The following is a 25,473-nucleotide window of genomic DNA, read 5'->3' as shown; positions in this document are numbered from 1 at the left end:
TTCTATACGATCATTGTCGCGGCGGAGGCGACGCTACCGAAGCGCTCGGCCACCTCACGCGCGATGGGACCCTTGAGTTCGGTCCCGCGCGGGTCCTCGTTCTCGTCGACGATGACGGCCGCGTTGTCCTCGAACTTCACGCGCGTGCCGTCGGGTCGACGGATGGGTTTTCGCTGGCGGACGACCACGGCCTCGAGCACCTGGCGACGCATCTCCGGCGTCCCCTTGGTGACCGAGACGGTGACCTTGTCGCCCAGTCCGGCCTTCGGGTGGCGGCTCTTCGTGCCGGAGTACCCGTGGACGGAGATGACTTTCAGCTGGCGCGCTCCCGTGTTGTCCGCACACGTGATGAGCGAGCCCTTCTCCAGCCCTTGGGTCACGTCGGCGTTCAGTGCCTCCATCAGTTCTCACCGTCCTCGCTGCCCACGTCGACGACGACGTGGCTTTTCGTCTTCGAGAGCGGTCGACACTCTGCTATCGTGACCGTGTCGCCGACCGCGAGGTCGAGACAGTCGGGTGCGTGAGCCGGAACGCGGCTCCGCCGCTTCATGAAGCGGTCGTACTTGGGCACCTTCACGTCGTACTCGCGCTCGACGACGACGGTCTTCTGCATGTCGGTGGAGGCGACCTCACCGTCCAGTGTCTGGCCGCGCACGGAGAGCTCTCCGTGGAACGGACAGTGCTGGTCGGTACAGGTCTCCTCCGGTTCCTGTACGTTCAGTCCTAGCGCCATTGTGAATCTCCTGTAGTCTCTGTGCGTCGGGCGGGGCGGGCGACGAGTCGCTCGCCGTCGACGCGGACGGTCGTCGCTCGGGGCCCGTCACCGCGGCCGTCCGTCGAGACGCGCTGCGCCTCGCGGTCGAGCGTGAACACGAACGTCGCGTCCGCCTTCGGCACGTGCCACACCCGAGTCGCGCCCTCTATCGCCAGCGTCTGTGTCGTCTCGGCGACGACCGCGCCGGCGATGCCGACGGCGTCCGGGTTGGACGCGGCGACGACCTCGACGTCGAGGCCGACGAGTTCGTGGCGCGGGAGCGTCTCGGGTGTCAGTGGCATTATTCGTCCTCCTGAAGGTCGCCTTCCTCGCGCTGCACCGTCTTGATGCGCGCGACGGCTTTCCTCAGTTCCTTGATGCGGCCCGGGTTCTCCGGGGCACCACCCGCCGCCTGCACGGCGCGGGCGTTCAGCAGCTCCGTCTCGAGGTCGTCTATCTCGGCCTCGCGCTCGGCCGGCGTCATGTCACGGACCTCTTGGACGTGGAGGACGGTCATTCGTCGTCACCCTCCTCGTCGTCCATCTCGTCCATGAGCTCCTCGGCCTCGGCCTCGACGTCCTCGTCGAGTTCCTCGTCGACGGCCTCTTCGAGTTCGTCGACGTCGACGTCCTCGACGTCCTCGTCGGTCGGGACCTCGACTTCCTCTTCGACGACCTCTTCCTCGACGCTCTCGTCCGCGTCGGCGTCGTCGGCCTCTGCGTCGTCGTCGTCCTCTGTGTCGGCGTCGGCCTCCTCGTCGGGCTCGCCCTCGAGGAGTTCCTCGACGCTCTCGCCGTCGGTCTCGGCGACGTAGTCCTCGACCTCGACGTCGTCGTATATCTCGAAGTCGTCGGGGAGTTCGGCGTTCGGCGGGATTATCTTCACGCGGACGCCGATGGTACCGAGCTTCATCACGGCAACGCCGACGCCGCTGTCGACGATCTCCTCGGCGGGTTCGCCGTTGTGCTTGATGTAGCCGCGGTTGAACTTCTCCACGCGCGAGCGAGCGCCCGTGACCTTTCCGGACAGGACGATTTCGGCACCCAGCGCGCCCGACTCCATGATGCGGTCGATGGTCGTGTGGCCCGCCTTGCGGAAGTACCAGCCACGCTCCAAGGCGTTTGCCAGCCGGTCCGCGACGATGCGGGCGTTGAGGTCGGGTTCGTCGACCTCCTGAACGTCGACCTGCGGGTCGTCGAGTTCGAACCGCTCTTCGAGCTCGGTGGTGAGCTTGCGGATGTTCTTCCCGCCCTTACCGATGACCATCCCGGGCTTCTCGGCCTTGAGGACGATTTGGGTCCCCATGGGCGTCTTGGCGACGTCCATGCCGCCGTAGCCGGCGCGGCCGAGTTCGTCGGCGAAGAACTCGTCTATCTGGGTCCGCTGGAGCCCGTCCTCGATGAACTGCTGTTCGTCCGCCATCAGTTCTCGACCTCCTCGAGGATGAGTTCCACGTCGACCTGCGGGCTGTTCCACGCCGAGGCCCGCCCCATCGCGCGGGGCTTGCGACCCTGCTGCTCGCCGACCTTGTGGGCGGCGACGTGCATTATCCGCATGGAGTCACCGTCGAAGCCCTGGTGGTCGGCGTTGCCGACGGCGTTTTCCAGCAGGTCGATGAAGGCCTTGCTGGCCTTCTCCGGATAGCGACCCGCGTCCCAGCCGTCGACCTTGCTCTTGTGGCCGACGCCGGAGTTGTGTTGCTTGAACGGGACGGGCTGGTCGCCCTCGATGACCGCTTCGAGGTAGTCGACAGCCTCGCCGGCCGTCTTGCCCTTTATCTCCCGGGCGATGGCCTTGCTGTGCTTGATGCTCATCTGCCGCTCCCGGAGCATGGCTTTGGCCGTCGTGTCCGGGTCGGCGTCGACTGAGTAGCTGATTCCCATGGTTACTTGAGCGGTACGAACTTCGAGGAGCGTGTCGCCCCGATTCCGGCCTGTCCGTGCTCGACGTCGCTGCGTGTGAGCTGGAACTCGCCGAGGTAGTGACCGAGCATCTCCGGCTCGACTTTCACGCGCTCGAAGCTCTGACCGGTGTGGACGGCGAACGTGACGTTCACCATCGCGGGCAGCACCGGCATGTCGCGCAGGTGCGTGCGGATGGGGTCGTTCGCCGTCTCCTCCTCGCCGGCCTCGCGGGCCTTCTCGAGGAGCTTCTGGTGCTCCTCGGTCAGGCCGCGTTCGATGGTGCGCCGCTGTCGAGCGGGAAGCAGTGCCGCGACGTCCTCGAGCTCCATGTCCTGCAGCTCGTCGAGCGTGTGGCCGCGGAAGGTGAACTCACCCTCGTGGCCGATTTGATACTCAGAACTCATTCGTTACCACCTCGACCGGTCCGCTTCGAGGAGATGTCCCCGACCTTCCGGCCCGGCGGTGCGTTGCGGGAGACGGACTTGGGCTTGCCGGGGTGTTGGCGGCCGCCGCCACCGAAGGGGTGGTCGACGGCGTTCATCGCCACACCGCGGACGTTGGGCCACTTCGTCCCGCGGGCTTTCATCTTGTGGTGCTTGTTGCCGGCCTTGACCATCGGCTTGTCAGTCCGGCCGCCGCCGGCGACGACGCCGATGGTGGCGCGACACTGCGGGTCGAGGCGCTTCATCTCCCCGGAGGGGAGCTGGACGACCGCGACCGAGCGGTCGTGGGTGAGCAACTGGGCGTTGACCCCGGACGCGCGGGCGAACTTCCCGCCGTCGCCGGGGTTGGCCTCGACGTTGCACACCGGAACCCCCTCGGGAATCTCCGCGAGCGGGAGCGTGTTACCGGGCGCGATTTCGGCGCTGACGCCGACCTGCAGTTCGTCGCCGACGCCGACGCCTTCGGGCGCGAGGACGAGCCGTTGCTCGCCGTCCTCGAACTCGACGGCCGCGACGGGCGCCGAGCGGGCGGGGTCGTGTTCGATGTCCACGACGGTCCCGGCGATGAGGTCGCCGTCCTCGACGGTACGGTGCGAGAGGTCGGCCTTGTAGCGGTGCGAGGGCGCTCGGAACGTCGGCGTCCCGCGACCGCGGCGTTGTCCTTGGATTCGTCGTCCCATCGTTAGAACACCCCGATTCTGGAGGCGACTTCTTGGGCGTCGTCGTCCTCGGAGAGACGCACGACGGCCTTCTTCTCGCCGTCCATCGTGTTCTGCGTGTTCACGTCCTCGACCGTCACGTCGTACTGGCTCTCGACGGCGTCGGCGACCTCGCCCTTCGTGGCGTCGTCGGCGACGACGAACTGGAGCTTGTTCTGGAAGTCCATGTCGTTCATGGCCTTCTCCGTGACGTTCGGGTGCTTGATGACGCCCGAACTCATCGCTGGGCCACCTCCGCGAGCGCGGACTCGGTGAAGACGGTCAGCCGACCGGGCTGGCCACCGGGGGCCAAGTCCTCGGTGTTGACCTCGCTCGCCGTCGCCACGTCGGCACCGGCGAGGTTGCGAGCGGCCGTCGAGGGCTCCTCGCTGGTCACGAACAGGATAGAGGAGGGACGCCGGTACTTCCGGCCCCGACTCTTCCCCTGTCCGGCCTTTATCTTCGTGTCGTCAGCGCGGTCGATGTCCGCGTGCACGTCGAGCGCGTCGAGCACGTCGACGACCTCCTGCGTCTTGACGAGGTCCTCGAAGTCGTCCGAGACGACGACGGGCACCTCGTCGCGGTCGAAGTCGTGACCGCGCTCGGCGACCGTCTCGGCGTCGGCCGTAGCGGCCAGCGCCGAGCGGACGGCGAGTTGCCGTTCCTTGTCGTTGAGGCCGAGCGAGCGGTCCTTCTCCGCTTTCGGCGGGTGGGCACGGCGGCCCTTGACGGCCTGTGGAACGCGGCGCGCGCGCCCGTCCTGCTGGGGCACGTGAGCCTGTCCGCGGCCGCTGCCGAAGGACTCGGCCGGCGTTCGGAGGCCGGCGTACTCGTCGGAGCCGTAGTCCTGTTTCCGGTTTGCCTGCGCGGCGCGGACGGTCTTCTGGATGAGGTCGGGCCGAACCGGCGTCTCGAAGACGTCCGGTAGGTCGACCTCGCCGTCGGCGTCGCCGTTCAGGTCGTGTACTGTTGCCTGCATGGATTATCCTTGGTTCGATTCGTTGGAGACGTAGCGCACCTCGGGGTCGAGGCGCGGTTGGTCGTTGGGCCGCACCGCGGGGCGGAAGCGCACGACGCGCTTGTCCGGCCCGGGCACGGAGCCTTTCACGAGCGTGTAGGGCCCGTCGACCTCGCCGTAGTTGACGAAGCCGCCGTCGACGGTGGGCTCGTCGCCCTCGCCGATGTCGATGAGCCGCTTGTTGAGCTCCGTGCGCTGGTGGTAGCCGGTCTGCCCCTGCTGGGGGACCGTCGAGCGCACGCGGGAGGGGTTCCACGGCCCGAGGTTGCCGATACGGCGCCGCCACCCCTGCCGGGCGTGTTTGCCCTTCCGCTTCTGGACGCCCCATCGCTTGACGGGGCCCTGCGTGCCCTTGCCCTTCGTGACGGCGGCCACGTCGGTGTACTCACCGGCGCGGAACACGTCGTTCATCGAGTGCTCGCCGCCGTCGGCGACGAGGTCGAGGGCGTGGTCGAGGCGGTCGGAGAGCGCTCCGCCGCCGACCCGCGTCTCCATGACGTCGGGCTTCTTCTTCGGGACGCTCTGGATGGCGTCGGGAACGGTGTGCGTGATGAGACGCACGTCCCCGAGGTCGCCGGCTTCCAAGGCGTCGCGTACCTGTTCCTCCGCAGCGTCCGGGTCGTGGTCCTCCGGCAGGTCCAGTGCGCGGTCGAGTTCCCCGTGGAACTCGTCGGCCCAGACCTCCGTCAGCGGACGCTTGCCGTACGGCGTGTCTTCGTAGGCTCGGAGCGCGACGGCGCGCATCGGCGGCGTCTCGACGACCGTCACCGGGACGGTCTCCTCCATCCCCTCGCGGGGGGAGTTGGGCTCGTCGTTGACGAGCACGACGTGTGTCATGCCGGCCTTGTAACCGGCGAAGCCCTGTGCGCCCGGCTGACCGTCGTCGGACGGCCAGCTGTTGAAGCGAGGCGTCTCGCTCGTCGAGCGCTTGCGCGGGCCGTAGCCCAGCGAGCCTTTGCGTGGTCTGCTTGTTTCTGGCATCGTTTACTCCGTGAGGGTTAGGCAGGCGAGGGAGGCGAACATCGCTTCTTCGGTTCGCACGACCTCGCTGCCCTGGTTCGGAACCGTATTCAGCCAGAGGTCGAACCCTGTGGGGTCGTCGTCTGTCTGGTCTCCGGCGACGGAGCCCGGGTCCACGTCGAGTATCGACGGTAACCCACGCTCGGGTGCCCCGAAGGCGACTGTCATGCCGCCCTCGGCGTCCCGTCGCCCGGCCAGTTGGCCGAGACGGCGGGTGGACGCGGGCTCGCCGTATCGCGATGACGCGATGGCGAGCCCCGCATCGTCACGCGAGAGTGCCGCATCGAGGTCCGCGGCGTCGACGCCGAACCCCGGCGTGGGGGCTTCGACGAGTTTCGCCCGGACCGGCCGTCGCGAAGAGACCCTGACGGTCACGCGCTCCCCCTCCTCGACCTCTATCGCGGAGGGAACGGGGAGGGAGATCGGGTGTTGCAGTCCGCAATTGACCCGAACGCGCCCATCAGCTCCGACCTCGGTCACGATTCCCTGTCTTAACGACCCCGAACCCTCGGATCCGGAGCCGGTCTGTGAACGCACGCGGAGCGGCGGCAGGACGCCGACGCACTCTAGTTCGTCCCGCTTGCCCCACGCCTCCTTTCGGAGGTGCGGGGGCGTCGCGGCGTACCGCAGCACGGTTTCGACGAACCCGTCTTCCCACGCCCCCTCGCCCGCTGGGTCGGGGAACACGGTCAGCCGGTCGACCCGGAACACGGTGGCCGCGCGGGCCACGTATCCGATTTTGCGAGTCGCCTCGCGTCGGTCGTTGGCTTCCCGGGTGAGGGAAGACGGCACGAGCACGGTGGTCGTCATGCCGTGACGCTTCCACGTCGCGCCACTAGACTGTGCCGATACGTCCCCTTCCCTACCTTAAAAAGACCGCGCTTCACGCGCGCGGTGCGAGGAGTTCACATGGGCCAGCGGTGGCGCTCGCGCGTGAATCGACCACACGACGCTTGCCGCTTTCGAAAGGGTGCGTCACGTCACGCCGTCCCGTGGCCCGCCCGTCGATGCGAATCCCGTCGGCCGACACCGACCGGGAGTGGGACAAGCCGGCGAAACACGGCTAGCCGCCACACCGGCCCGTAGAATGCCCTCACTTCCCACGGTTTTCCCGCGAAACGGAAGGCTTTTTACTGTCACCCCCGCCAGCTTGAATTGCAACGAAGCGCGGCGCGGTGACGCCGAGCGACGTGATGCGCGCTGGTAGTGTAGTTGGTATCACGTGACCTTGCCATGGTCACAACCTGGGTTCAAATCCCAGCCAGCGCATTCCTGCGGCGAACAATCCCGACGAGCGCCGCGTGCGCTCGTCGGTCCGTGAGCCGCGAAATCACACTGCAGTCGAGCCCGCGAGTCACGACGACACCGCCACGGCCGCGCCTACTCCGTGGTGTCGGTGCCAGTGAACACGAACCGAGCGCCGCCGTCGTCGCTCTCGCCGACGGTGAGTACCCACCCGTGGGCGTCGGCGATGTCGCTGACGATTCCCAGCCCCAGCCCGCTGCCGCCCGACTCCGAGGAAGTCCCCATCTCGGTGACGGCGTCGCGCTCGGTGGGCGGGATACCGGTCCCGTCGTCCTCGACGTAGAAACCGTCGACCGCGCGGCCGACGCGGACGGTGAGGTCGCTCGCCGCCGCGTCGCCGTCGGTTGCCGACTCGGCGTCGTCGGCCTCCGCGTCGTCCACGGGACCGTGCTCGACCGCGTTCCGGAAGAGGTTCTCGAACGCCTGCCGGAGCCGCCCCTCGTCGGCCGCGACGGTGTACGCCGACGAGACAGAGACCGAGAGGGTCGCGTCGTCCGTTTCGACCGTCTCCCACGCGTCGCGTGCAACCGTCGCCAGCGCCACCGGTTCGCGGTCGACGGCTGCCCGGCCGGTCCGCGCGACGGCCAGCATCTGCCGGACGAGCGTCCGGATGCGGTCGAGCGAGTCCGCTATCGAGTCGGCGTGGTCGGCCGTCTCTGGGAACTCCTCTCTGAGGACCGCAGTCCGCATCTCCGCGACCTGCAGCGGGTTCCGGAGGTCGTGGCTGAGGACGCTCACGAACTGGTCAAGTCGGTCGGTCTTGTCCTTCAGGTCGGAGATGTCTGTCAGCACACACGCCGTCGCCGAGTCGCCGTCGGTCGACGCGGGCCAAGCGGCCATCGCGTAGTGGTGCGTGCCGGCCTCGGTCTGTACGTCGATGCGGTCGGTGTCCGACGACCCCTCGACGACGGCCGCGACGGCATCCGGGTCGAACCCGTGTGTCGACAGCGCTTCGACGGCCCGGCCGTCGAGCGCCGCGGGCTCCACACCCACGAGGTCACAGAAGGCCGCGTTACCCTCTCGGATAGTCCCGTCGTCGACGAGGAACGCGGGGTTGGGGACGGCGTCGAGCGGGCCGGCGCGGTCCACGCTCTCGGACCGGTCCTGTCTGGCAAAGAGGTTCGACAGCCGCGTCCGGAGGACGGGCGCTTCGACCGGCACTGGCACGCTCTCGTCGACGAACGCCCACGGTTCGGCGTCGGTCGACCCGTTCTCAGCGTCCGTGTCGCGGGCGAGGACGATAGGATGAAACCCGGCGTTCGCCCGGCGGGACTGCAGGGCGTCGCGGTGTCGCCGGAGCGTCGTCGCGTCGACGACGTGGCAGTCCGCGTCCCGGACGCCCGCTCCGTCGACCGACTCGTACGCCGACGGCAACGCCCCGCACAGGGCCGCTTCGTCGTCGTCCGACTCGACGAGGACTTGGACTCGCTTCACGGGTCTGCCCCACGCACGCCGGTCGCGCGATGGTTCGCAGAACGGGTCGAGCGACCCACGCCACCGGTCGGACCCGGGAACCGCGCCACCGCTCTCTGAGTCAGTTGTCCGTCGGCCGTCGCGCCGGAGCGATACAGGATACGTGAATTACGCCGTTGACGCGTAAGTTACTGTCGGCGGGCTAGCGGTCGAGGTCGCGCTCCACGTCCGCGCAGGCGTCGGCCATCGACGACAGGTCGCGCTCCAATCGGTCTATCTCCGTCCGGAGGCGCTGGAACTCGTCGCTCCGTTCGAGTTCCGCGGCGGACTTCTCGTGGACGAGCACGCTGTGCGTGACCCGCTTCTGGCTCAGTTCGCGGTACGTCTCGTCGTAGGCGGCCAGCGCGCGCAGACGCTCGACGGCCTCGCGCACTTCGTCGGTCGTCACGGGTTTGACGAGGTAATCGTCGATGCCGAGGTCGATGATGTCGAAGTCCGGGTCGGCAGCCGTAACCATCGCCACGTAGCAGTCGAGGTTCCGGGCCTGTAGCTCCCCGAGAACCTCGTCGCCCGACGTGTCGGGTAGCCGCCTGTCGAGGAGGACGATGTCGACGTCCTCGTCGGCCCGCGCCAGCGCCGCCTCGCCGTCGGCCGCGACGCGAACGTCGTAGGACTGCGAGAGGACGCGGTGGTAGGCCTCGCGGAGTCGCGTCTCGTCCTCGACGACGAGCACCGTCGGCGGGCCGCGTTCCCCGGACACACCCCATCGTGTTTCTGGAATGACTATAAATGTGTGGGTCGTCGGTCTCGTTCGGCCAACAGTTAAATCCGAGCCGAGAGAGGGTGGCGACATGGTACTGCTCGTCCCCTTCGACGGCTCCGACCTCTCGACGGCCGCTCTGCACCGCGCCACGGAGTTCGCGGAGTACACCGGCGAGGACGTGCTGACGCTGGTCGTGGTCCCCGACGACCCCGAGTACGCGCTGGACCGCGGCTGGGTCGGGCCGGACGACCCGTTCACGCCCGACGCCATCGCGGACCGACTGCGCGAACAGGCCACAGCCATCGCGCCCGACGCCGAGTTCCGCTACGAGGTGCCCGAGGAAGTGAGTTCGATGGCCTCCATCACGACCGACGTGGTCCGGACCATCCGCGAGGTGGCCCACGACGTGGACGCCTCCATCGTGTTCATCGGCAGCGAGAACGCCGGCCGCGTGTCCACGCCGGTCTCCAGCGTCGGCGCGCCCGTCTCCGAAGACCCGCAGTACGACGTGCACATCGTCCGGCACGCCTGAGCGGAATCGGAGCGGCGGAGCCGGTACCGCGTCACCGCGCGACCGTCACCGGCACCGACGCCCGGCGGACGACCGTCTCGGCGACGCTGCCCAGCAGGATGCGCGAGACGCCCGAGCGGCCGTGGCTGCCCATCACGATGTGGTCGATGTCGTGGTCGTCGGCGTACTCGACGATGGTCTGGGTCGGCCGGCCGACCTCCGTCGCTCGCTCGATGTCGTCGGCCCCGGCGTCGCGGGCCGCGTCCGTGAGCCGCTCGAAGAGGTCGTCGGCGGCCGCCTTGCGCTGCTCGAACCACTCCTCGGAGAACGACGGGATGGAGGCCTGCGCGCTGTACCCCGCCTCCGCCGGGTTGATGACGTGGAGGAGCACGAGCCGAGCGTCGCCGAACTCGCGGGCGGCGAACGCCACGGCGGTCTCGGCCTGCTCGGAGCTGTCGACTGGAACGAGTATCTGCCGTGTCATGCGCTACCGTTCATCGGGTGCCGGCATGAAAGTTCGGCCCGGGTGCCGGCGTCAGTTGTCCAGCATCGAGAGGGCCCGCAACACCCACTGGAGAACGTGGATGAACACGCCCATGACGGCGACGTAGATGCCCAGCGCGTTGCGCAAATCGCTGGCGTAGCGGTTCTCCCGGACGGCCCATATCTCGTAGGTCAGGTCACAGACGAACCCGAGGAAGAAGATGGGGCCGGCGACGAGGGACAACACCGGGGCGACGAAGACGCCGACCGCGCCGACGACGAACCCGGCGATGAACAGGCCGAACGCGTAGCGCTGCCACCCCTCGAACGAGCGGTCCGTCGTAAACACGACGGAGGCGACGACGGCGGTGATAGCGCCGGTGACGACCGCGGAGATGCCGAGCGCGGGGACCCGCAGTGCGGCCGGCGCGAGCACGAGGAGGGCCGCCCCGACGAGGCCGTAGCCCGTCTGCGCGAGCGCCACGCCGGCCCCGGCGAGACCCATGCTCCCGCGTCGGATGCCCTTGTTGGCGAGCCAGAACCCGCCACCGACGGTGACGACGAAGACGGCGATACCGACGAAGAAGTTCGAGAACAGCGCGACGCCGAGGTCGGCGACGGGGGTGTACGTCAGCGCCAGCATCAGGAGGACGTTCGCCGCGACCAGCGCGGTCCCCATCGCCACGATGCGACTCAGGTTCCGGTCGACGGTCCCGGTCGCCCCGACCGCCGCTCGCTCGAAGTTGCTGCTCACGTCCGGCGAGAGAACGGCGAGTGTGAAGTGCTTTGTTGCTCGCGCGCGGCGGACGGAACTCAGTCCCGCCCGTGGCGGGTCACGCAAGTCGGGAGGCCGATGAGTTCGACCGGTTCGGAGTTGTCCGGGGAGTAGACGACACGCTGGCCCTTCTCCATGTAGGGGACCTTCGATTCGAGGTTCGTCGGGATGTTCACGGCGGAGATGGCGTCCTCGTCGCCCAGATTCAGGACCATGGTCGTGTTTATCTGCTTGAAGACGGGGTCGGCGATGTCTTGGGGGTCCTGCGTGATGAGGTACAGCCCCAGTCGCTCCTTGCGGCCCTGCTTGGCGGCCTCGGTGAACTTCCCGATGACCTGCCGGGCCTGTACGCTGTCGGCGTCGGTCAGGAAGTTGTGGGCCTCGTCCATCCCCAAGACGAGAGGGGTATCCTTGATGCGGTCGTAGGTCGGGTCGTTCGAGAGCTTCTGGTCGATGAGGAGGCTCGACACGGCGAGCACGACGGTCGAGGCCGTCCGGGAGTCCGTGATGTGGTACGTCGGGATTACCGTCAGGCCGCCGGGACGGACGAACTGCGATATCTGGTCGGTGATAGGGCGGGCGTCTTGGTCGAAGACGGCCCCGAACCCGCGGACGCGGCGCTTGACGGCGTCGAAGGTGGCCTCGTGGACGTCGCCGGCCTCGTCGAGTTCCTCTTTCAGCGCCGGGTCGTCGAGGAACGTCCGGAACTGGTCGTAGGTCCCGCTGTCCCCGTACTGGCGCTTGAACCGCGGGAGGAGCGTGTTGACCAAGGCCCCGTACTGATTGTCGTTCAGACTCGACCCGGCGATGAGCCACGGGTTCTCGTAGACCAGCGAGAACGGGACGGTGAACTCGACCTGCTCGGCGCGGTGGTGGCCGGCGTTGTAGTCGGCACCGGCGACCTTCGGGACGAGCGCGATGGTGTCGTCGTAGCCGCCGTGGGCGACGCCCTCCCGCTCGCAGCGGCGGGCGAACCCGTCGGTCATCTCGGGGTTGTCGTCGTGCATCTGGGCGTACTCGTCTTGGGGGTCGAACTGGACGACGGCGAGTTCGGGGGTGCGCCCGTCGCCCATCCCGTAGGTCCGGCCCAGATACTGCCGGAGGACGTTCTTCGAGGTGTGGGTCTTCCCCGACCCCGTGCCGCCGGCGACGAGCGTGTGCCGGAATACGAGGGGGTCGCCGGCGTCGTAGTCGTCTTTCAGCCGGTAGTCGATGGTCGGGGGCTCGGCCGCGGTCTCGACCTTCTCGCCGCCGACGGCGAGGTGGCCGAGGAAGACGCCGTCCTCGGGAATCTTCAGCCCGGTCTTTATCTCGGTCTTGTCGGTGGCCTCCCGGACGACGGTCTCGGGCTTTGGCACGCGGTCGGTCATCCGGCGCTTGAGGTCGCCGTCCCCGCCCTCGGCCGCCCCCGCGTCGTCGCGGTAGAGGACGGCTACCGGGTCGAGTTCGGCCATGAACTTGAAGTCCTGCTCGTCGATGCCCTCCTCGCGCATCGCGCGGCGGGCGTGTATCTCCGTGGCGTCGTCGGCCCGGAACTCCTGTGCGTACTCCAGTGCCGTGATGCGACAGAACAGCCGCTCGCCGTCGGGGTAGGGGACCAGCAGGTACTTGCCGATGCGGACCGCCGAACGGTTCCGCGCGGTCACGTACGCCCGGAGGACACACTCGTCGCTCTCCTCGCTGATGCGGAGGCCGTCGGTGGCCGAGAGGACGCCCAGCCCGGTCTCGGTCCCGGCCGGCGACGCCTCCATCCGCTCGAAGTCGTCGACCGCGTCGCCGTCGGGACTCGGGTCGTCGTCCTCGTCCCCCGCGTCGCCGTCGAAGTCGCTGAAGTCCCGAGGTCTGACATACGCGGTTCCACGGCAGCGGGGGACAAACGCCTTTCCCCCCGGAACGAGCGTGTCATAGAAACACCCTCACGAATTTGCGTCATCAATCAGCAATTGAATCAGCCGGTCAGCAGCCGTGCGAACTGAGCAGAGAGCAGTGAACGAGCATACGCCGAGCGAAGCGAGGCGTTTCACCGACGGCGAGGCCGAAGGCCGAGCCGTCGGCCTTTTTCACCCATGTTTTTCGAGGAGCCCTCCCGCAGCGAGCGGAGCGAGGGAGGAAGGGCGACGAAGAAAAAGATGGCTGAGTCGGTCACGACGTTTCTGGCAGACTCGGAAAAATCGAAGCAACAATTCCGCATGCAGTCACCTAGTAACTAGGTTCGATACGGTCGACGAGTCCATCGAAGTCCGTGTCGAAGCTCAGTACCGCATCGATACCACGTGACTCACAGAGCGCGACTATCGTCGCGTCCGTGAAACTAAGATCGTGGTCGTCGTATCGACGAAACGTTTCTAGCGACGCCCAAACGTCATCTGGTCCGACGTGAATCATCTCGAAGACGCGAGGAAACGGCTCTTCACCGAGAATGCGACCGGCAACGGTATCTGCAGCCTCGAACGAACCCGTCCTCGAACGCGTGAGCGTGAGAGTTTCGTCGAGAACGTAGTCGTTCGTGTACGGCTGTCCATACTCTCCGTTTAGCAGCTCATCGAACGCGGTTACGGCCTGCTCGTGCCGATCTGCGTCCGTGTCGTGGTGGGCAAAGAACACCCCAGTATCGACGAAGACACTCATCCGTACAGCACGTCGTCGATGTCGTCTTCCGTCGTCGTGCTCCCGGAGGAAACCATCCCATCGTGGAACATCTCACGTTCGGATTCCACAACGGGGACACGTTCTTCGCGGAACGAGTCGATGAGGTCGGCCTTGGATTCAACAGCGTGCTCGACGATCCGTGCTAGGATGTCTTGTTGTGTCACTCGTCTCCCGGTCTTGAGCCGAATCTCGGCCTGTAACCGTTCGAGACGGGACTTGGTGTCGTCGTCCATCTTCACCGAAGTAGTCATACTCATCGGTAGCAGATGCTACTGCGTAAAGTTTTCTACCACAGTTGGTGAATCGACCGAGGGTTGCTGCACGTATCCTCTATATCTTGCACGGCGTTTCTGATAGGCTTCTGCGGAGTGTTCACTGAGCGTGGTGGGTGTGTGACCCATATCGACTACTGGTGAAGCTGTCTCAGCTTTTCTATGACACGTTGCTCGGGGCGGAAGTGAAACCTTACCCGGGTGGACCCCGGACGGGGTCGTATGAAACCCGTGCGGGCGATGTCGTTCAACATCCGCTACGACGCCGCGAGCGACGGCCGCGACGGCTGGCCCCACCGCCGCCGACTCGTCGCCGGCACCGTCCGGTTCCACGAGCCGGCAGTGCTGGGCGTCCAAGAGGCCATCGCCCACCAGATGCGGGAACTCGAAGCGATGCTCGACGGGTACGAGTGGGTCGGCGACCCGCGGACCGACCGCGGCCGCGGCGGCGAGCACACCGCCATCGGCTACCGGCCCGAGCGGTTCGAGCGGCTGGCGACCGAGACGTTCTGGCTCTCGGAGACGCCCGAGACCGCCGAGAGCGTCGGCTGGGACGCGCGCCACCCGCGGGTCGCCACGTGGGTCCGCCTGCGCGAGCGCGGGACGGGCGACGAACTGGTCGTGTTGAACACGCACCTCGACCACCGCGGCGAGCGCGCCCGCCGGGAGGGCATCGCGCTCGCGCTCGACCGCCTCGACGGCGTGGTGTCCGGGGAGCCGACGGTCGTGATGGGGGATTTCAACTGCGTCGTCGGCGAACCGGCCCACGAGCGCGCTGACGGCTACGGGTTCGCCGACGGCCGCCGGCTGTGTGACAGCCGGGACCGCGCCGAGTGCTACCACGGCCCGACGACCACCCGGACGGACTTCCACGACCTCCTGCCGGAGATGGGCATCGACCACGTGTTCGTCACCGACGACTGCGACGTGGCGCGACTGGCCGCCTGTACCGACCGCGACGACGACCACTACCCCTCCGACCACCTCCCTGTCGTCGCCGACGTGGTGCCGCCCTCGGCGTGAGTTCGGAGCGAAGTCGGTAGTGGCGTGGTAACGCGGGTCGGACACCGCAGGAGGAAAAGGGTTTCGGGGCGGCGCTTTTGCCCGTGGAGGGCCTAGCGTGTGGTATGTTACTCATCCGCGGCAGCGCCGGCGGGACAGCGCTGACCGGGACGCTGTACGAACCGGGCGAGGAGCCGCCGTCGTTCAAGGGCGCGCCCGACGAGGGGACGCCGTACGTCTGGGTCTGCGACGCCTTCTACGAGGTCGAGAGCGGGGGACAGGTCCAGACCATCGGTGACCGGGAACTCCGCGTGGGCTTCGAGTCGCCGATGCCCCGCGGGTTCGAGACCCGCGACCGGGCCATCGAGGCCGCCAAGGACCACGTCCGGACGCAGTTCGCTCGGCTCGGCGTCGACGGCCGCGACGTGGATGTGACCGTGCTACAGGCCGGCGAGGCCTAGAACTGCTCGTCGACGGTCCCCCACCGCTGGTCGTCGTACCCCTTCTCGCGGTCGACCTCGAAGGTCCGCTCGATGCGTCGGGTGAGTTCCTCGCTGCCCTGCCGGTCGATGCCGGCGAGTTCGTCGGCCTTCGCCACCGCCAGCGGCGGCCCGCGCTCGCCGGCCACGTCGTGGAGAATCTGGCGGGTCAGCGCCTCGCGGGTGTCCTCGTCGCGCGTGAACGCGTAGGGCGCTTCGACCCGGAAGACGAGGTCCGTCCGGGGGTCGTAGACGGCGAAGAAGGTGACCTCGTACAGTTCGGGGTCGAGCGTCCGGTCGACGCCCACGGCGTCGCCGGCGGCGGCCATCACGCCGTCGGTGCCGCCCCGCGAGCGGAACCAGTTCGTACACGTCACGGCGTCGGTCAGTAGCTCCCCGTCGTCGCCGCGGCGCTCCAGCACCTGCCGGAAGAAGGCGGTGTCGTCGACCCACGGCGCGTTGTGCTTCCGCCGGACCGCCCGCGTCAGCCCCTTCGCCGAGGAGTTCTTCACGAACCCGACGAGGGGGACGTCCCGTTCGACGAACCGCTCGACGAGTTCGACGTAGTTGCCGACGACGGCCCGCGGGCGGGCGTCCTCGGCCAACACCTCGGCCAGTTCCGTCCCGCGGTCGGCCCACCGGAGCAGGCCCGTCGGGTAGATGGGGCCGTCGAGCACGAACAGGTCCTCGACCACCTCGGCGTTGGTCAGGGCGTGCTCGCTCTCGGCGAGGTACAGCGCCAGCGCGTGGACGACCCGCTGCTCGTAGCGGTCGACCTGTGGCGCGTCGAGGACGCGCCGCTTCGCGTAGCCGCGGTCGTCGGCCAGCCAGTCGCCGTCGAAGTCCAGCGTCGCGTCGTTGGAGTGGACGGCCATGACGATGGTCCGCCCGCGGTGGAGTTCCACGTCCGAGGGGACGGCGCTCATCGCCGCTTGGGCCACGTCGATGACTAGCCCGTTCTTGAACGTCGTCGGGTTGATGGTCCCGGAGTCGAGGCCGTGCTGTGTCGGGAACGGCGGGTCCACCAAGGCGATGTCCTCGACGGGGACCTTCCGGCGGCGCTGCTGGCCCATCGGTTCCAGCACCTTCGTCCCGTCGGCCCACAGCGGGTCCAGAAAATCCGCCCACACCCGCTCGGCCGCGGCGTCGCGGTCGCTCGTCTCGACGGTCCGGCGCACCTGCCCGGCCAGTTGCGCGATACCGTCGACATGTACCGGGTCCAGCGTCATGCCCCGTCGTTCGAGACGGGGGCGGAAAACGTTTCGTCGTTACTCCTTGCCGGACTGCTCGCGGAGCAGGCGCTCGATGGCCTCGGCGATCTCCTCGTAGGACTGCATCGAGAGGCCGTCGGTCGTGATGAGCACGCCCTGTCGCTCGGTGGTCGCCCGGAGGAGGTAGCCGTTCGAGAACGCCCGGACGGTGAACTTGTACTCGCCGAGTTCGGAGTCGCGGTAGGCGTTCTTGGTCTGTTTGTACCCCTGCCACTCGTGGCCGACGAAGTCGTTGAGGTCCGCGTCGCGTTCGAGGTCCTCCCGCAGGTACAGTTGCTCGAAGTTCGCACGTGTGAAGTACGTCACCGAGCGAAGCGAGTCGCCGGTCGCCGTCCGGGCCGTCGTGACGATGCTGTCGGCGAGCTCGTCCGAGAGGATGTTCCGACTCATGCGTGCACGGAGACGGTCCAGCCTCTTAACATCGGGGTTCCCGGCACCCGCGGAGTGTGGCGTATCCGCACGAAGTCGCAGGGTCGTCGGCTGCCGATGCGGACGGTTCCCACGAACAGAAGCGACCGAAGCGCTATTGGGCCGGCCTGTCGACCGGACGTACATGCAGGTCGGACTCATCATTCTGGACGGGTGGGGGCTGAACCCGGACGAGGGTGTCCGGGACGCCGTCGCCGCCGCCGACACGCCGAACTTCGACAGCTACCGGGCGTCGGGCGCGACGACCACGCTCGAGACCCACGGCCGCCGGGTCGGCCTCCCGGCGGGCCAGATGGGCAACTCCGAGGTGGGCCACCTCAACATCGGCGCGGGCCGCGTCGTCAAGCAGGACTCGGCCCGGGTCAGCGACAGCGTCGCCCGCTCGCGGGGCGATTCCCCGCCAGACGAGGGCGCGCAGGACCCGCCCTTCTTCGAGAACGAGACGGTGCTGTCGGCGTTCGACTACGCCGCGGACAACGGCGGCCGCGTCCACTTCATGGGGCTGGTCTCGGACGGCGGTGTCCACTCCTATCAGGACCACCTCCACGCGCTCGTCGAACTCGCGGGCGAGCGCGACGCCGACGCCGTCACCCACGTCTTCACCGACGGCCGGGACACCTCGCCGACCGGCGGCGAGAGCTACCTCGCCGAGTTGGAAGCCCACGCCGACGAACACGGCACGGGCCACGTCGCCACGGTCTCCGGGCGCTACTACGCGATGGACCGCGACCGGAACTGGGAGCGGACCCGCCGGGCCTACGACGCCATCGTGAACCGCGCGGCCGACCACACCGCCCCCTCGGCCGTCGACGCCGTCACCGAGTCCTACGACCGTGGCGACACCGACGAGTTCGTCGAGCCCACGCTCGTCGAGGGCGGCCCCGCGCTGGCCGACGGCGACGCGGTCGTCTTCTTCAACTTCCGGGCCGACCGCGCCCGCCAACTGACGCGGATGCTCGCCGACATCCGCCCGGACGACTGGGGCGGAGACACCGACCCGCCCGAGACCCGCGTCGTGACGATGACCCAGTACGACGCCACCTTCGACGTGCCCGTCGCCTTCCCGCCGAACCAGCCCGCGGACGTGCTGGGCGAGGTGCTCTCGGCGGCCGGCCTGACCCAGCTCCGGATGGCCGAGACGGAGAAGTACCCCCACGTCACCTACTTCCTCAACGGCGGCCGCGAGGTGGAGTTCGACGGCGAGATGCGCGCTATCGTCGACAGCCCCGACGTGGCGACCTACGACCACCAGCCCGAGATGAGCGCGCCGGAGCTGACCGACACCGCCGTCGAACGCATCGAGGGCGACGACCCCGACGCGCTCGTGTTGAACTACGCCAATCCCGATATGGTGGGCCACACCGGCGACTTCGACGCCGCCGTCGCGGCCGTCGAGGCCGTCGACGAGCAACTCGGCCGCCTCGTCGGGGCGATACGGGCCGCCGGCGGGCACGTCCTCGTCTGTGCCGACCACGGCAACGCCGACGACATGGGTACCGCCGAGGACCCACACACCGCCCACACCACCAACCCCGTCCCGTTCGTCTACCTCGCGCCCGACGGCACCGCCGGCGGGCTGACGGCCCGCGACGGCGGGACGCTCGCGGACCTCGCGCCGACGCTGCTGTCGCTCGTCGGCGTCGACCGGCCGGCGGCGATGACCGGCACGCCGCTGGTGGAGTGAGTCGGAGGCGGGACGGAACGCGGTGGGGCCGCTACCGCTCGCCGAGCGCGGCGTCGCCCTCGCGGGTCAGGTACCGCGGCGGGACGCGCTCGGTCGTGTACGTCGCCTCGCCGCGGCGGACGACGCGGCGGCCGTCGGCGGTCATCGCCGCGGCGTCGACGGTCAGCACGACGGGGTCCGAGCAGTGGCGACGGCCGACTTCGCGGGCCGCTTCGACCGACGCCGAGAGGTGGACCCGCTGGCGCGACATCGGCCGGAGCCCCTCGGCAGTGATGGCGTCGAGGGCCGCCGGCGCGGTGCCGTGGTACAGCACGTCCGGGACCGGCGTGTCGGCGGCGTCCAGCGACACGTCGACCGAGTGGCCGTAGGCCGCCCGTATCTCGTGGCGTCCGTCCGCAGTCCGGCGCTCGAACCGCCCCTTCGGGTCGGTGGCGACCACCGCGGCGAGGGCGTCCCCGTCGGCCCACGCGTACTTCGCTTCGACCGCCCCGCGGAGGTCGGCGACGGGCGTCCAGCCGGCGGCGTCGAGTTCGACACCGGCGTCCCCGGGGAAGTGACGCAACGCTCCGGAGACGAACTTCGAGAGCCGGCGGCGACGCGCCCCCGAGAGGACGTGGTCGCCGGGCGCGCCACAGGCCGGGCAGGCGTCGCCGGCGAACGCGCCGTGGTCCGGACAGTCGCGGAGCGCGGATGGCACGTCCGCGAGTCGGGCAGCGAGGCGCAAAAGTGCGGCGGCTCAGCGGGTCTCGACGCCGGTGAACTCGAAGCGCGCGCCGCCGGGCTCGCTCTCGGTCGCGCGGACCGTCCACCCGTGGGCCTCGGCGATTCGCTCGACGATAGCCAGCCCGAAGCCGGTGCCGTCCGTGCTGGTCGAGTAGCCCGCCTCGAAGACGTCGTCTGTGCCGGGGAGCCCGGTCCCGTCGTCGGCGACGGCGAACCCCGACTCGTCGTCGAGTTCGTCGACCCGGACGGTGACCGAGCCGCCGCGTCCCGCGCTCGGTCGTTCGGCCGCGCCGGACTCGGGAGCGGGTGTCGCGCCGCCTTCGTCCCGCGCCCGCGCCGCGGCGCTCGCCGGGTCGCCGGCGTCTCCCGCCGCGCTCGCGCCGTGTTTCACGCTGTTGCGAAAGAGGTTCCCGAGGAGGTCACGGAGGCGCTCGGGGTCGGCGGCGACCGTCAGGGACGCCTCGACAGCGAGGACGGCGTCGTCCGTCTCGACCGCGTTCCACGCGCTCTCGGCGGCGTCGGGGACGGCGACCGGCTCCGGGTCGTCGATGGTGCGGCCCTCGCGGGCGAGCCGGAGCAACCCTTCGACGAGGTCGTCCATCCGCTCGATAGCGTCGTGACACCGCTGGAAGTGCTCGGGGTCGCCGCTCTCCTCGGCCAGCGTCAGCGAGCCTTCGAGGACGCTCAGCGGGCTCCGGAGGTCGTGGCTGACGACGGAGGCGAACTCGTCGAGGCGCTCGTTCCGGGCTTCGAGTTCGCTCGCGCGGGTGGTCCGCTCGGTCACGTCGCGGTAAGTCCAGAGATGGCCCTCGCCGTCGGGGAGTTCGACCGGGACGTGGCTCCGCTCGAAGGTCCGGTCGTCCGCGAGGGGGAGTTCCTCGCCGAGGCGCTCCGTTCGGGCGTCGACGAGCGCGTCGATGCCGGCGACGAACCGCTCGGGCTCCGTGAACGCCGTGCTGACGGTCTCGGCCATCGCCGCGCAGTCCCGGCCGACCATCTCCGCCGGGTCGCCGGGCACGTCGAAGAGGTCGAGCAGCCGCTGATTGACCGTCACGACCCGGCGGGACGCGTCCTCGACGAGGACACCGACCGGGAGCGTATCGAGCAGCGTCGACAGCAGCGCGTTCGTCCGTTCGAGGTCGCGCTTTCGCCGGGCGGTCGTCTCGGCGGCCTCGACGACGCGCTCGGCGAGGACCGCCGGCCCGGGGTCGACGACGAAGTCCGTCGCGCCGGCGTCGAGCGCACGGCTCGCCAGTTCTGCGGAGCCGTCGGGAGCGCGGAGGACGAAGGGGAGGTCACAGGCGACCGACCGGACCGCGTCAAGCAGGTCGAGTCCGTCCCCCTCGGGGAGGTCGTAGTCGGCCACCACCGCGTCGAACGCGACGAGACGGTCGACGGCGGCGGGCGGGGCGACCCGTTCGGCGGCCACCGCCGCCGAGGCGTCGTCGATTACGGCACCGCTACCCGCCGATACTACGGCTATCCTGTGTGTGCCTGCCATGCCAGTGCTACACGCCCGTTCGTATCAATCCTTCAAAATTTCTTCCCTCCATAGGTATCGGCGGCCGTCCGCACGAGCGCGTCGAGTCGACGGCGAGACGGTCACCGAGACGAAACGTCCGGGCGGGCATACCCGGTCCGAAAGGAGTAGTCGAGCGTCGGCGCGGAGTGAGTCAGCGACCCCATCGACACCACGTCGACGCCCGTCGCCGCGTAGTCGGCCACCGTCTCGGCGGTGATGCCGCCGCTGGCCTCGGTCAGGGCCTCGCCGCCGGCGTCGGCCACGAGGTCGACGGCCCGTGCCGTCTCGGCGGGCGTCATGTTGTCAAGCAGGACGATGTCCGCGCCGGCGTCGGCCGCCCGCGGCGCGTCCGCGGGGGCTTCGACCTCCACGTCCAGTTTCGTGGCGACGGAGGCCCGCTCGCGGAAGTGCGCGACCGCGCCCTCCAGCCCCATCTCGGCGACGTGGTTGTCCTTGACCATCACCATGTGCGAGAGGTCCAGCCGGTGGGTGTCGCCGCCGCCGGCCGCGACCGCGCGCTTCTCGACGCCGCGCAGGCCGGGCGTCGTCTTCCGGGTGGCGGCGACCCGCACGTCCGGGGCCGCCGCCGCGGCTCTGTCGACCGCTCGCCGGGTCGCCGTGGCGACGCCGGAGGCGTGGCCGACGACGTTGACCGCGACCCGCTCGCCGCGCAACACCTCGCGGGCCGGGCCGTCGACCCGGAGGACCGTCTCGCCGGCCGCGACGCGGTCGCCGTCGGCGACCGGCGTCTCGACAGCGCAGTCGAGATACTCGAACACCGCCCGCGCGGCGTCGAGACCGGCGGCCACACCGTCGGCTTTCGCCACGAGGCGGCCCTCGGTCTCGCCCGGAACCTGATTCGTCACGTCGTGGTGGCCCACGTCCTCGCGCAGCCACCGCTCCACGTCGGCGTCGGTGAGCATCAGTCGCCGGCCCGCGGCTCGGCGGCCGCGAGGTTGTGCGTGCCGACGCTCTCGTCGTTTGCCGCGGCGTGGCGGGCCACCAGCAGGGCGGTGACGCTCGCGTTGCGGAGTTCGTACAGCGACCGCGAGGTCCGGGTCCGGACGTAGGCGTCGACCTCGCCTTTGAGCCGGCGCAGGACCGCCGTCGCGCGGTGCAGCTCCGCGGGGTCGCGCTCGACGCCCAACTGCTCGTCCATCACGCGGCGCAGGCGGTGGAACTTGTCGCGGGCGAACGTCGCGGGGAGGTCGGGGTCGCGCTCCAGCAGGTCCGGGGCCTCGACTCGCTCGACGGCGTTCCCGGCGGCGTCTTCGCCGGCCCGCAGGCCCCAGACCAGCCCCTCCAACAGCGAGGTCGAGGCCAGTCGGTTCGCGCCGTGGACGCCGGTGCGGGCGCACTCCCCGACGGCGTAGAGGCGGTCCAGCGTGGTCCGGCCGCGGTCGTCGACGGCGACGCCGCCACAGAGGAAGTGTTCGGCGGGCGCGACCGGGATGCCGTCGGCGTAGTCGACGCCGTGCTCGTCGCAGTTCTCGGCGAGCGTGGGGAACTCGGCGGGGAAGTCCAGCGGCGACACGTCCAGTCGCACCTCGCCGGTGTCGTCGCGCTCGGCCTGCACCGCGCGGGCGACCACGTCGCGGGGCGCGAGTTCGGCGTCGGCGTGGTAGTCGGGCATGAACCGCTCGCCGTCGCCGTTGCGCAGCAGGCCGCCCTCACCCCGCACCGCCTCGCTGACGAGGAAGGCCACGCCGCCGTCGGCGGTGCCGTCCTCGTCCCCGACGACGCAGGCGGTCGGGTGGAACTGGACGTACTCCATGTCCCGTATCTCCGCGCCCGCCAGCGCGGCCATGGCGACGCCGTCGCCGGTCGTGTTGTCGGGGTTGGTCGTCCGCGGGTAGAGGTCGCCGATGCCGCCGGTGGCGAGGACGACGCTCCCGGCGTAGTGGGGCCACACGTCGCCGTTGCACTCCAGCATCGCGCCGTGGACCCGCCCCTCGTGGGTCAGGAGGTCCAGCGCCGCGGTGTCGTCCAGAATCTCGACGCCGTCGCGGGCGTCGAGGTGGTTCAGGAACGGGACGTGGACGTGTTTACCCGTCGCCGCGTCGACGTGGAGGATGCGGTCCTCGCTGTGAGCCGCCTCCCGGGTGTAGTCGAGCGCCGCCGAGTCCGCGGGCGTCGCCGACGCCCGGTCGGTCGCGTCCGCCGGTCCCTCGGCGCGGTCGAACTCGACGCCCAGCGTCTCGAACAGCACGTCCTCGACGGCCGCGTTCGCGTTCCCGACCAGCACGTCGACGGCGTCGGGGTCGGCGGTGCCGTCGGAGGCCGCGAGGATGTCCCGCTTGAACCGCTGGGGGTCGTCCCGCGAGACGGCGATGCCGCCCTGCGCCCACCACGAGGAGGCCCCCTCGGGGCGGGCGGCCTTCGTCGCCAGCGTCACGTCGCTGCCCTCGCGGGCGGCCGCGAGCGCCGCCGCCAGCCCCGCGATACCGGAACCGACGACGAGCACGTCGGCGGCGTCTCCGTCCGGCATGGTCATATCTCCAGCATCCGGTCGAGCGCGACCTGCGCCAGTTCCTTCTCCTCGGGCGCGACCTCGATGACGTTGCGCTCGCGACCCGCGACCAGTTCCTCCAGCACCCACGTCAGGTAGTTCGGGTCTATCTGGCGCATGGCGTTGCAGTCCATGCAGGCCTCGCCACACAGCGGCAGGACGTTCACCTCGGGGTGCCACCGCTGGAGGTGGTGCGTGAGGTGAATCTCCGTGCCGATGGCCCACGTGTCGCCGGGGTCGGCCTCGGCGACGGCCTCGCGGATGGCGGCCGTCGAACCGGCCACGTCGGCGGCCTCGACGACCTCGCGGCGGCACTCGGGGTGGACGATGACGTTGGCCTCGGGGTGGTCGGCGCGGATGTCCTCGACGTGGGACGCCCGGAACCGCTCGTGGACCTGACAGTACCCCTCCCAGAGGATGACGTCGTTCTCGACGGCCGCCGCGGCGTCGGTCCCCTCGGGGTCCCACGGGTCCCACTCGACGGTCTCGTCGGCCATGTCCAGCCGGTGGGCGGTGTTCTCGCCGAGGTGCTTGTCGGGGAGAAAGAGCACCTTGTCGCCCCGCTCGAAGGCGTACTCGAAGGCGTCGTGGGCGTTCGAGGACGTACAGACCAGCCCGCCCTGCTCGGCACAGAAGGCCTTGAGGTCGGCGTAGCTGTTCATGTACGTGATGGGGACGATGTCGGTGTCGTCGTCCGTGGCGGCGGTCAGTTCCGCCCACGCGGCGTCGACCTGCAGGGCCTCGGCCATCCCCGCCATGGGGCAGGACGCCTCCATCGACGGCAGAATCACGCGCTGGTCGTCGGCGGTGATGATGTCGGCGGACTCGGCCATGAACGTCACGCCGCCGAATATCACGTAGTCGGCGTCGGAGTCGGCGGCCTCCGTGGAGAGCTGGTAGGAGTCGCCGACGAAATCGGCGTGCTCGACTATCTCCCGGCGCTGGTAGTTGTGGCCGAGGATGACCACGTCGTCGCCCAGTGTTTCGAGCGCGCGCTCGATGCGCTCGGTCCGTTCGTCCGCCCCGAGGTCCCGGTACGCCGCCGGGAGCTGTTCGAGGTTGTCGTACTTGAAGAGGCTGAGGTCCGTTTCGAACGCAGCTGTTTCCATTTCGGGCACGATTGACCCTCCTATGAGTATCGTATCGTTCGGACCCGCTTGTTGAAAAGATTTTATCTTCAATACACCCGGGTGAGCAGTGTACAGGTAGGTATACGGAAGACTGAAGAACGCCTTAATTGGTATCTAGTGACAAGGGCCCGGAGCCAGTGCCCGCTGTCGACAAAATTTAATAGATTCGAACATGTTCCCGGCGATGGATGACGCGAGCACTCAAGGCATCGGGTTTTCTCGGACTGACCGTGATGATGTTCGTCGGGATGTACCAGTTCGTCCGCCTCGCGGGCGGCACCGGCGTCCCGGGATGGATGATCGGCGGGCACGCCCATCTGGGCGTCCTGTCGATTCTGGCGATAGTGATTGGCTTTGCCGTCCCCGCACTGGGCGTGACGGGACGGCTCCGGCGGGCCGTGACGGGGCTGTTCGTCGCCGGGCAGTGGGGTATCCCCGGCATCGTCTGGCTCGGCGAGGGGCTCGGCCTGACGATGCTCATGCCCACCGGCTTCCTCTGGGGGAGCTGTCTCATCGCGTCGATGCTCATCATGTTCTACAAGACGGTGACGGGCGAAGCCGGTGGTTCCGAGGGCGGGCCGGCCGGGACCATCCCGGCCGACGACTGAGCCGTCCGCGCCCGTCGTCGACCCTCGCCGACGCGACACCGGGTCGGGTGACGGCCCACGTGGCGGCCCGCAAGAGCAACTGTTAGGGGGGCGGCCCGCGACCGGGTC

30 protein-coding genes, 1 tRNA gene and 1 pseudogene are annotated in these 25,473 nt (G+C 69.2%); 6 read left to right on the top strand and 26 right to left on the bottom strand.

Features of this window, described 5'->3' with window-relative positions:
* Positions 1-2 precede the first annotated feature (2 nt).
* The 12 genes from ACV7JO_RS02525 to ACV7JO_RS02470 are packed head-to-tail and all read right to left on the bottom strand — an operon-like array spanning position 3 to position 6,647.
* Positions 3-401: a 50S ribosomal protein L14 gene (locus ACV7JO_RS02525; protein WP_470354771.1), complete on the bottom strand. Its 399-nt coding sequence runs from the start codon at positions 399-401 to the stop codon at positions 3-5.
* Positions 401-733 (bottom strand): 30S ribosomal protein S17, encoded by a 333-nt coding sequence (locus ACV7JO_RS02520; RefSeq protein WP_470354770.1) that lies wholly within the window; start codon positions 731-733, stop codon positions 401-403. The genes ACV7JO_RS02525 and ACV7JO_RS02520 overlap by 1 nt, the downstream gene beginning before the upstream one ends.
* Positions 724-1,056: a ribonuclease P protein component 1 gene (locus ACV7JO_RS02515; protein WP_470354769.1), complete on the bottom strand. Its 333-nt coding sequence runs from the start codon at positions 1,054-1,056 to the stop codon at positions 724-726. The genes ACV7JO_RS02520 and ACV7JO_RS02515 overlap by 10 nt, the downstream gene beginning before the upstream one ends.
* Positions 1,056-1,271, bottom strand: coding sequence for a 50S ribosomal protein L29 (rpmC, locus tag ACV7JO_RS02510; RefSeq protein ID WP_470354768.1), 216 nt, complete (start codon positions 1,269-1,271; stop codon positions 1,056-1,058). Before rpmC ends, ACV7JO_RS02515 begins: the two co-directional genes overlap by 1 nt.
* On the bottom strand, positions 1,268-2,176 hold the full coding sequence (locus tag ACV7JO_RS02505; RefSeq protein ID WP_470354767.1) for a 30S ribosomal protein S3: 909 nt from the start codon (positions 2,174-2,176) through the stop codon (positions 1,268-1,270). Before ACV7JO_RS02505 ends, rpmC begins: the two co-directional genes overlap by 4 nt.
* Positions 2,176-2,637: a 50S ribosomal protein L22 gene (locus ACV7JO_RS02500; protein WP_470354766.1), complete on the bottom strand. Its 462-nt coding sequence runs from the start codon at positions 2,635-2,637 to the stop codon at positions 2,176-2,178. The genes ACV7JO_RS02505 and ACV7JO_RS02500 overlap by 1 nt, the downstream gene beginning before the upstream one ends.
* 2 nt (positions 2,638-2,639) lie before the next feature.
* Positions 2,640-3,062: a 30S ribosomal protein S19 gene (locus tag ACV7JO_RS02495; RefSeq protein WP_470354765.1), complete on the bottom strand. Its 423-nt coding sequence runs from the start codon at positions 3,060-3,062 to the stop codon at positions 2,640-2,642.
* Complete coding sequence (locus tag ACV7JO_RS02490) at positions 3,059-3,781, bottom strand: 50S ribosomal protein L2 (RefSeq protein ID WP_470354764.1); 723 nt, start codon at positions 3,779-3,781, stop codon at positions 3,059-3,061. Before ACV7JO_RS02490 ends, ACV7JO_RS02495 begins: the two co-directional genes overlap by 4 nt.
* A 2-nt stretch (positions 3,782-3,783) precedes the next feature.
* Positions 3,784-4,041, bottom strand: a complete 258-nt coding sequence (locus tag ACV7JO_RS02485; RefSeq protein WP_470354763.1) for a 50S ribosomal protein L23 — start codon at positions 4,039-4,041, stop codon at positions 3,784-3,786.
* Positions 4,038-4,778 (bottom strand): 50S ribosomal protein L4, encoded by a 741-nt coding sequence (rpl4p, locus tag ACV7JO_RS02480; protein ID WP_470354762.1) that lies wholly within the window; start codon positions 4,776-4,778, stop codon positions 4,038-4,040. Before rpl4p ends, ACV7JO_RS02485 begins: the two co-directional genes overlap by 4 nt.
* 3 nt (positions 4,779-4,781) lie before the next feature.
* Positions 4,782-5,798 carry a 50S ribosomal protein L3 gene (rpl3p, locus tag ACV7JO_RS02475; protein WP_470354761.1) on the bottom strand — a complete coding sequence of 339 codons (1,017 nt, stop codon included), beginning with the start codon at positions 5,796-5,798 and terminating at the stop codon, positions 4,782-4,784.
* A 3-nt stretch (positions 5,799-5,801) separates the two neighbouring features.
* On the bottom strand, positions 5,802-6,647 hold the full coding sequence (locus ACV7JO_RS02470) for a putative RNA uridine N3 methyltransferase (protein WP_470354760.1): 846 nt from the start codon (positions 6,645-6,647) through the stop codon (positions 5,802-5,804).
* 387 nt (positions 6,648-7,034) lie between these two features.
* Here ACV7JO_RS02470 and ACV7JO_RS02465 point away from each other — a divergent pair.
* Positions 7,035-7,106: transfer RNA gene (locus ACV7JO_RS02465), tRNA-Gly, on the top strand.
* A 111-nt stretch (positions 7,107-7,217) separates the two neighbouring features.
* Here ACV7JO_RS02465 and ACV7JO_RS02460 read toward each other — a convergent pair.
* Positions 7,218-8,576 carry a PAS domain-containing sensor histidine kinase gene (locus ACV7JO_RS02460; protein WP_470354759.1) on the bottom strand — a complete coding sequence of 453 codons (1,359 nt, stop codon included), beginning with the start codon at positions 8,574-8,576 and terminating at the stop codon, positions 7,218-7,220.
* A 181-nt stretch (positions 8,577-8,757) separates the two neighbouring features.
* Positions 8,758-9,315: a response regulator gene (locus ACV7JO_RS02455; RefSeq protein ID WP_470354758.1), complete on the bottom strand. Its 558-nt coding sequence runs from the start codon at positions 9,313-9,315 to the stop codon at positions 8,758-8,760.
* Positions 9,316-9,406: 91 nt separating this feature from the next.
* Here ACV7JO_RS02455 and ACV7JO_RS02450 point away from each other — a divergent pair, with 91 nt between their 5' ends.
* Positions 9,407-9,850 carry a universal stress protein gene (locus ACV7JO_RS02450; RefSeq protein WP_470354757.1) on the top strand — a complete coding sequence of 148 codons (444 nt, stop codon included), beginning with the start codon at positions 9,407-9,409 and terminating at the stop codon, positions 9,848-9,850.
* Between the two features lie 31 nt (positions 9,851-9,881).
* Here ACV7JO_RS02450 and ACV7JO_RS02445 read toward each other — a convergent pair whose 3' ends face one another.
* The 5 genes and pseudogenes from ACV7JO_RS02445 to ACV7JO_RS02425 all read right to left on the bottom strand — a co-directional run bounded on the left by ACV7JO_RS02445 (position 9,882) and on the right by ACV7JO_RS02425 (position 13,987).
* The gene (locus ACV7JO_RS02445; RefSeq protein ID WP_470354756.1) at positions 9,882-10,313 is read right to left on the bottom strand and encodes a universal stress protein; all 432 of its coding nucleotides are present in this window, start codon (positions 10,311-10,313) and stop codon (positions 9,882-9,884) included.
* Between the two features lie 51 nt (positions 10,314-10,364).
* Positions 10,365-11,066 carry a Bax inhibitor-1 family protein gene (locus tag ACV7JO_RS02440; protein ID WP_470354755.1) on the bottom strand — a complete coding sequence of 234 codons (702 nt, stop codon included), beginning with the start codon at positions 11,064-11,066 and terminating at the stop codon, positions 10,365-10,367.
* Between the two features lie 59 nt (positions 11,067-11,125).
* Positions 11,126-12,936 (bottom strand): annotated as a pseudogene (locus tag ACV7JO_RS02435) (ATP-binding protein).
* Between the two features lie 350 nt (positions 12,937-13,286).
* A complete protein-coding gene (locus ACV7JO_RS02430; RefSeq protein WP_470354754.1) occupies positions 13,287-13,715 on the bottom strand; it encodes a type II toxin-antitoxin system VapC family toxin in 429 nt (142 codons plus the stop codon).
* Complete coding sequence (locus ACV7JO_RS02425) at positions 13,712-13,987, bottom strand: hypothetical protein (protein ID WP_470354753.1); 276 nt, start codon at positions 13,985-13,987, stop codon at positions 13,712-13,714. The genes ACV7JO_RS02430 and ACV7JO_RS02425 overlap by 4 nt, the downstream gene beginning before the upstream one ends.
* Positions 13,988-14,230: 243 nt before the next feature.
* On the opposite strand from ACV7JO_RS02425, the gene ACV7JO_RS02420 reads away from it, so the two are divergent.
* Both ACV7JO_RS02420 and ACV7JO_RS02415 read left to right on the top strand, forming a co-directional pair.
* Positions 14,231-15,031, top strand: a complete 801-nt coding sequence (locus tag ACV7JO_RS02420; protein ID WP_470354752.1) for an endonuclease/exonuclease/phosphatase family protein — start codon at positions 14,231-14,233, stop codon at positions 15,029-15,031.
* Positions 15,032-15,135: 104 nt separating this feature from the next.
* Positions 15,136-15,471, top strand: a complete 336-nt coding sequence (locus tag ACV7JO_RS02415) for a DUF7113 family protein (protein WP_470354751.1) — start codon at positions 15,136-15,138, stop codon at positions 15,469-15,471.
* Here ACV7JO_RS02415 and ACV7JO_RS02410 read toward each other — a convergent pair.
* Together ACV7JO_RS02410 and ACV7JO_RS02405 are read right to left on the bottom strand one after the other, a co-directional pair.
* Complete coding sequence (locus ACV7JO_RS02410) at positions 15,468-16,718, bottom strand: DNA double-strand break repair nuclease NurA (protein WP_470354750.1); 1,251 nt, start codon at positions 16,716-16,718, stop codon at positions 15,468-15,470. The genes ACV7JO_RS02415 and ACV7JO_RS02410 overlap by 4 nt on opposite strands.
* A 39-nt stretch (positions 16,719-16,757) precedes the next feature.
* Entirely contained in the window at positions 16,758-17,150 is a 393-nt protein-coding gene (locus ACV7JO_RS02405; protein WP_470354749.1) for a DUF7522 family protein, read from the bottom strand.
* A gap of 163 nt (positions 17,151-17,313) precedes the next feature.
* On the opposite strand from ACV7JO_RS02405, the gene gpmI reads away from it, so the two are divergent.
* Complete coding sequence (gene gpmI / locus ACV7JO_RS02400) at positions 17,314-18,873, top strand: 2,3-bisphosphoglycerate-independent phosphoglycerate mutase (RefSeq protein WP_470354748.1); 1,560 nt, start codon at positions 17,314-17,316, stop codon at positions 18,871-18,873.
* A 31-nt stretch (positions 18,874-18,904) separates the two neighbouring features.
* On the opposite strand, the gene ACV7JO_RS02395 is transcribed toward gpmI, so the two are convergent.
* The 5 genes from ACV7JO_RS02395 to nadA all read right to left on the bottom strand — a co-directional run bounded on the left by ACV7JO_RS02395 (position 18,905) and on the right by nadA (position 24,736).
* A complete protein-coding gene (locus ACV7JO_RS02395) occupies positions 18,905-19,570 on the bottom strand; it encodes an RNA 2'-phosphotransferase (protein WP_470354747.1) in 666 nt (221 codons plus the stop codon).
* A gap of 39 nt (positions 19,571-19,609) precedes the next feature.
* Positions 19,610-21,097, bottom strand: coding sequence for a sensor histidine kinase (locus ACV7JO_RS02390; RefSeq protein ID WP_470354746.1), 1,488 nt, complete (start codon positions 21,095-21,097; stop codon positions 19,610-19,612).
* A gap of 101 nt (positions 21,098-21,198) precedes the next feature.
* On the bottom strand, positions 21,199-22,041 hold the full coding sequence (gene nadC / locus ACV7JO_RS02385) for a carboxylating nicotinate-nucleotide diphosphorylase (protein ID WP_470354745.1): 843 nt from the start codon (positions 22,039-22,041) through the stop codon (positions 21,199-21,201).
* Positions 22,041-23,606, bottom strand: coding sequence for an L-aspartate oxidase (locus ACV7JO_RS02380; protein WP_470354744.1), 1,566 nt, complete (start codon positions 23,604-23,606; stop codon positions 22,041-22,043). Before ACV7JO_RS02380 ends, nadC begins: the two co-directional genes overlap by 1 nt.
* A gap of 2 nt (positions 23,607-23,608) precedes the next feature.
* Complete coding sequence (nadA, locus tag ACV7JO_RS02375; RefSeq protein WP_470355742.1) at positions 23,609-24,736, bottom strand: quinolinate synthase NadA; 1,128 nt, start codon at positions 24,734-24,736, stop codon at positions 23,609-23,611.
* Between the two features lie 209 nt (positions 24,737-24,945).
* Here nadA and ACV7JO_RS02370 point away from each other — a divergent pair, with 209 nt between their 5' ends.
* Positions 24,946-25,365, top strand: a complete 420-nt coding sequence (locus ACV7JO_RS02370) for a DUF8059 family membrane protein (RefSeq protein ID WP_470354743.1) — start codon at positions 24,946-24,948, stop codon at positions 25,363-25,365.
* The last annotated feature ends 108 nt before the right edge of the window (positions 25,366-25,473 follow it).

The organism is Haloarcula sp. MBLA0138 (genome assembly GCF_055632455.1).
Note: the sequence above shows the minus strand (reverse complement) of the source record. Positions and strands in the feature narration are given on the sequence as shown.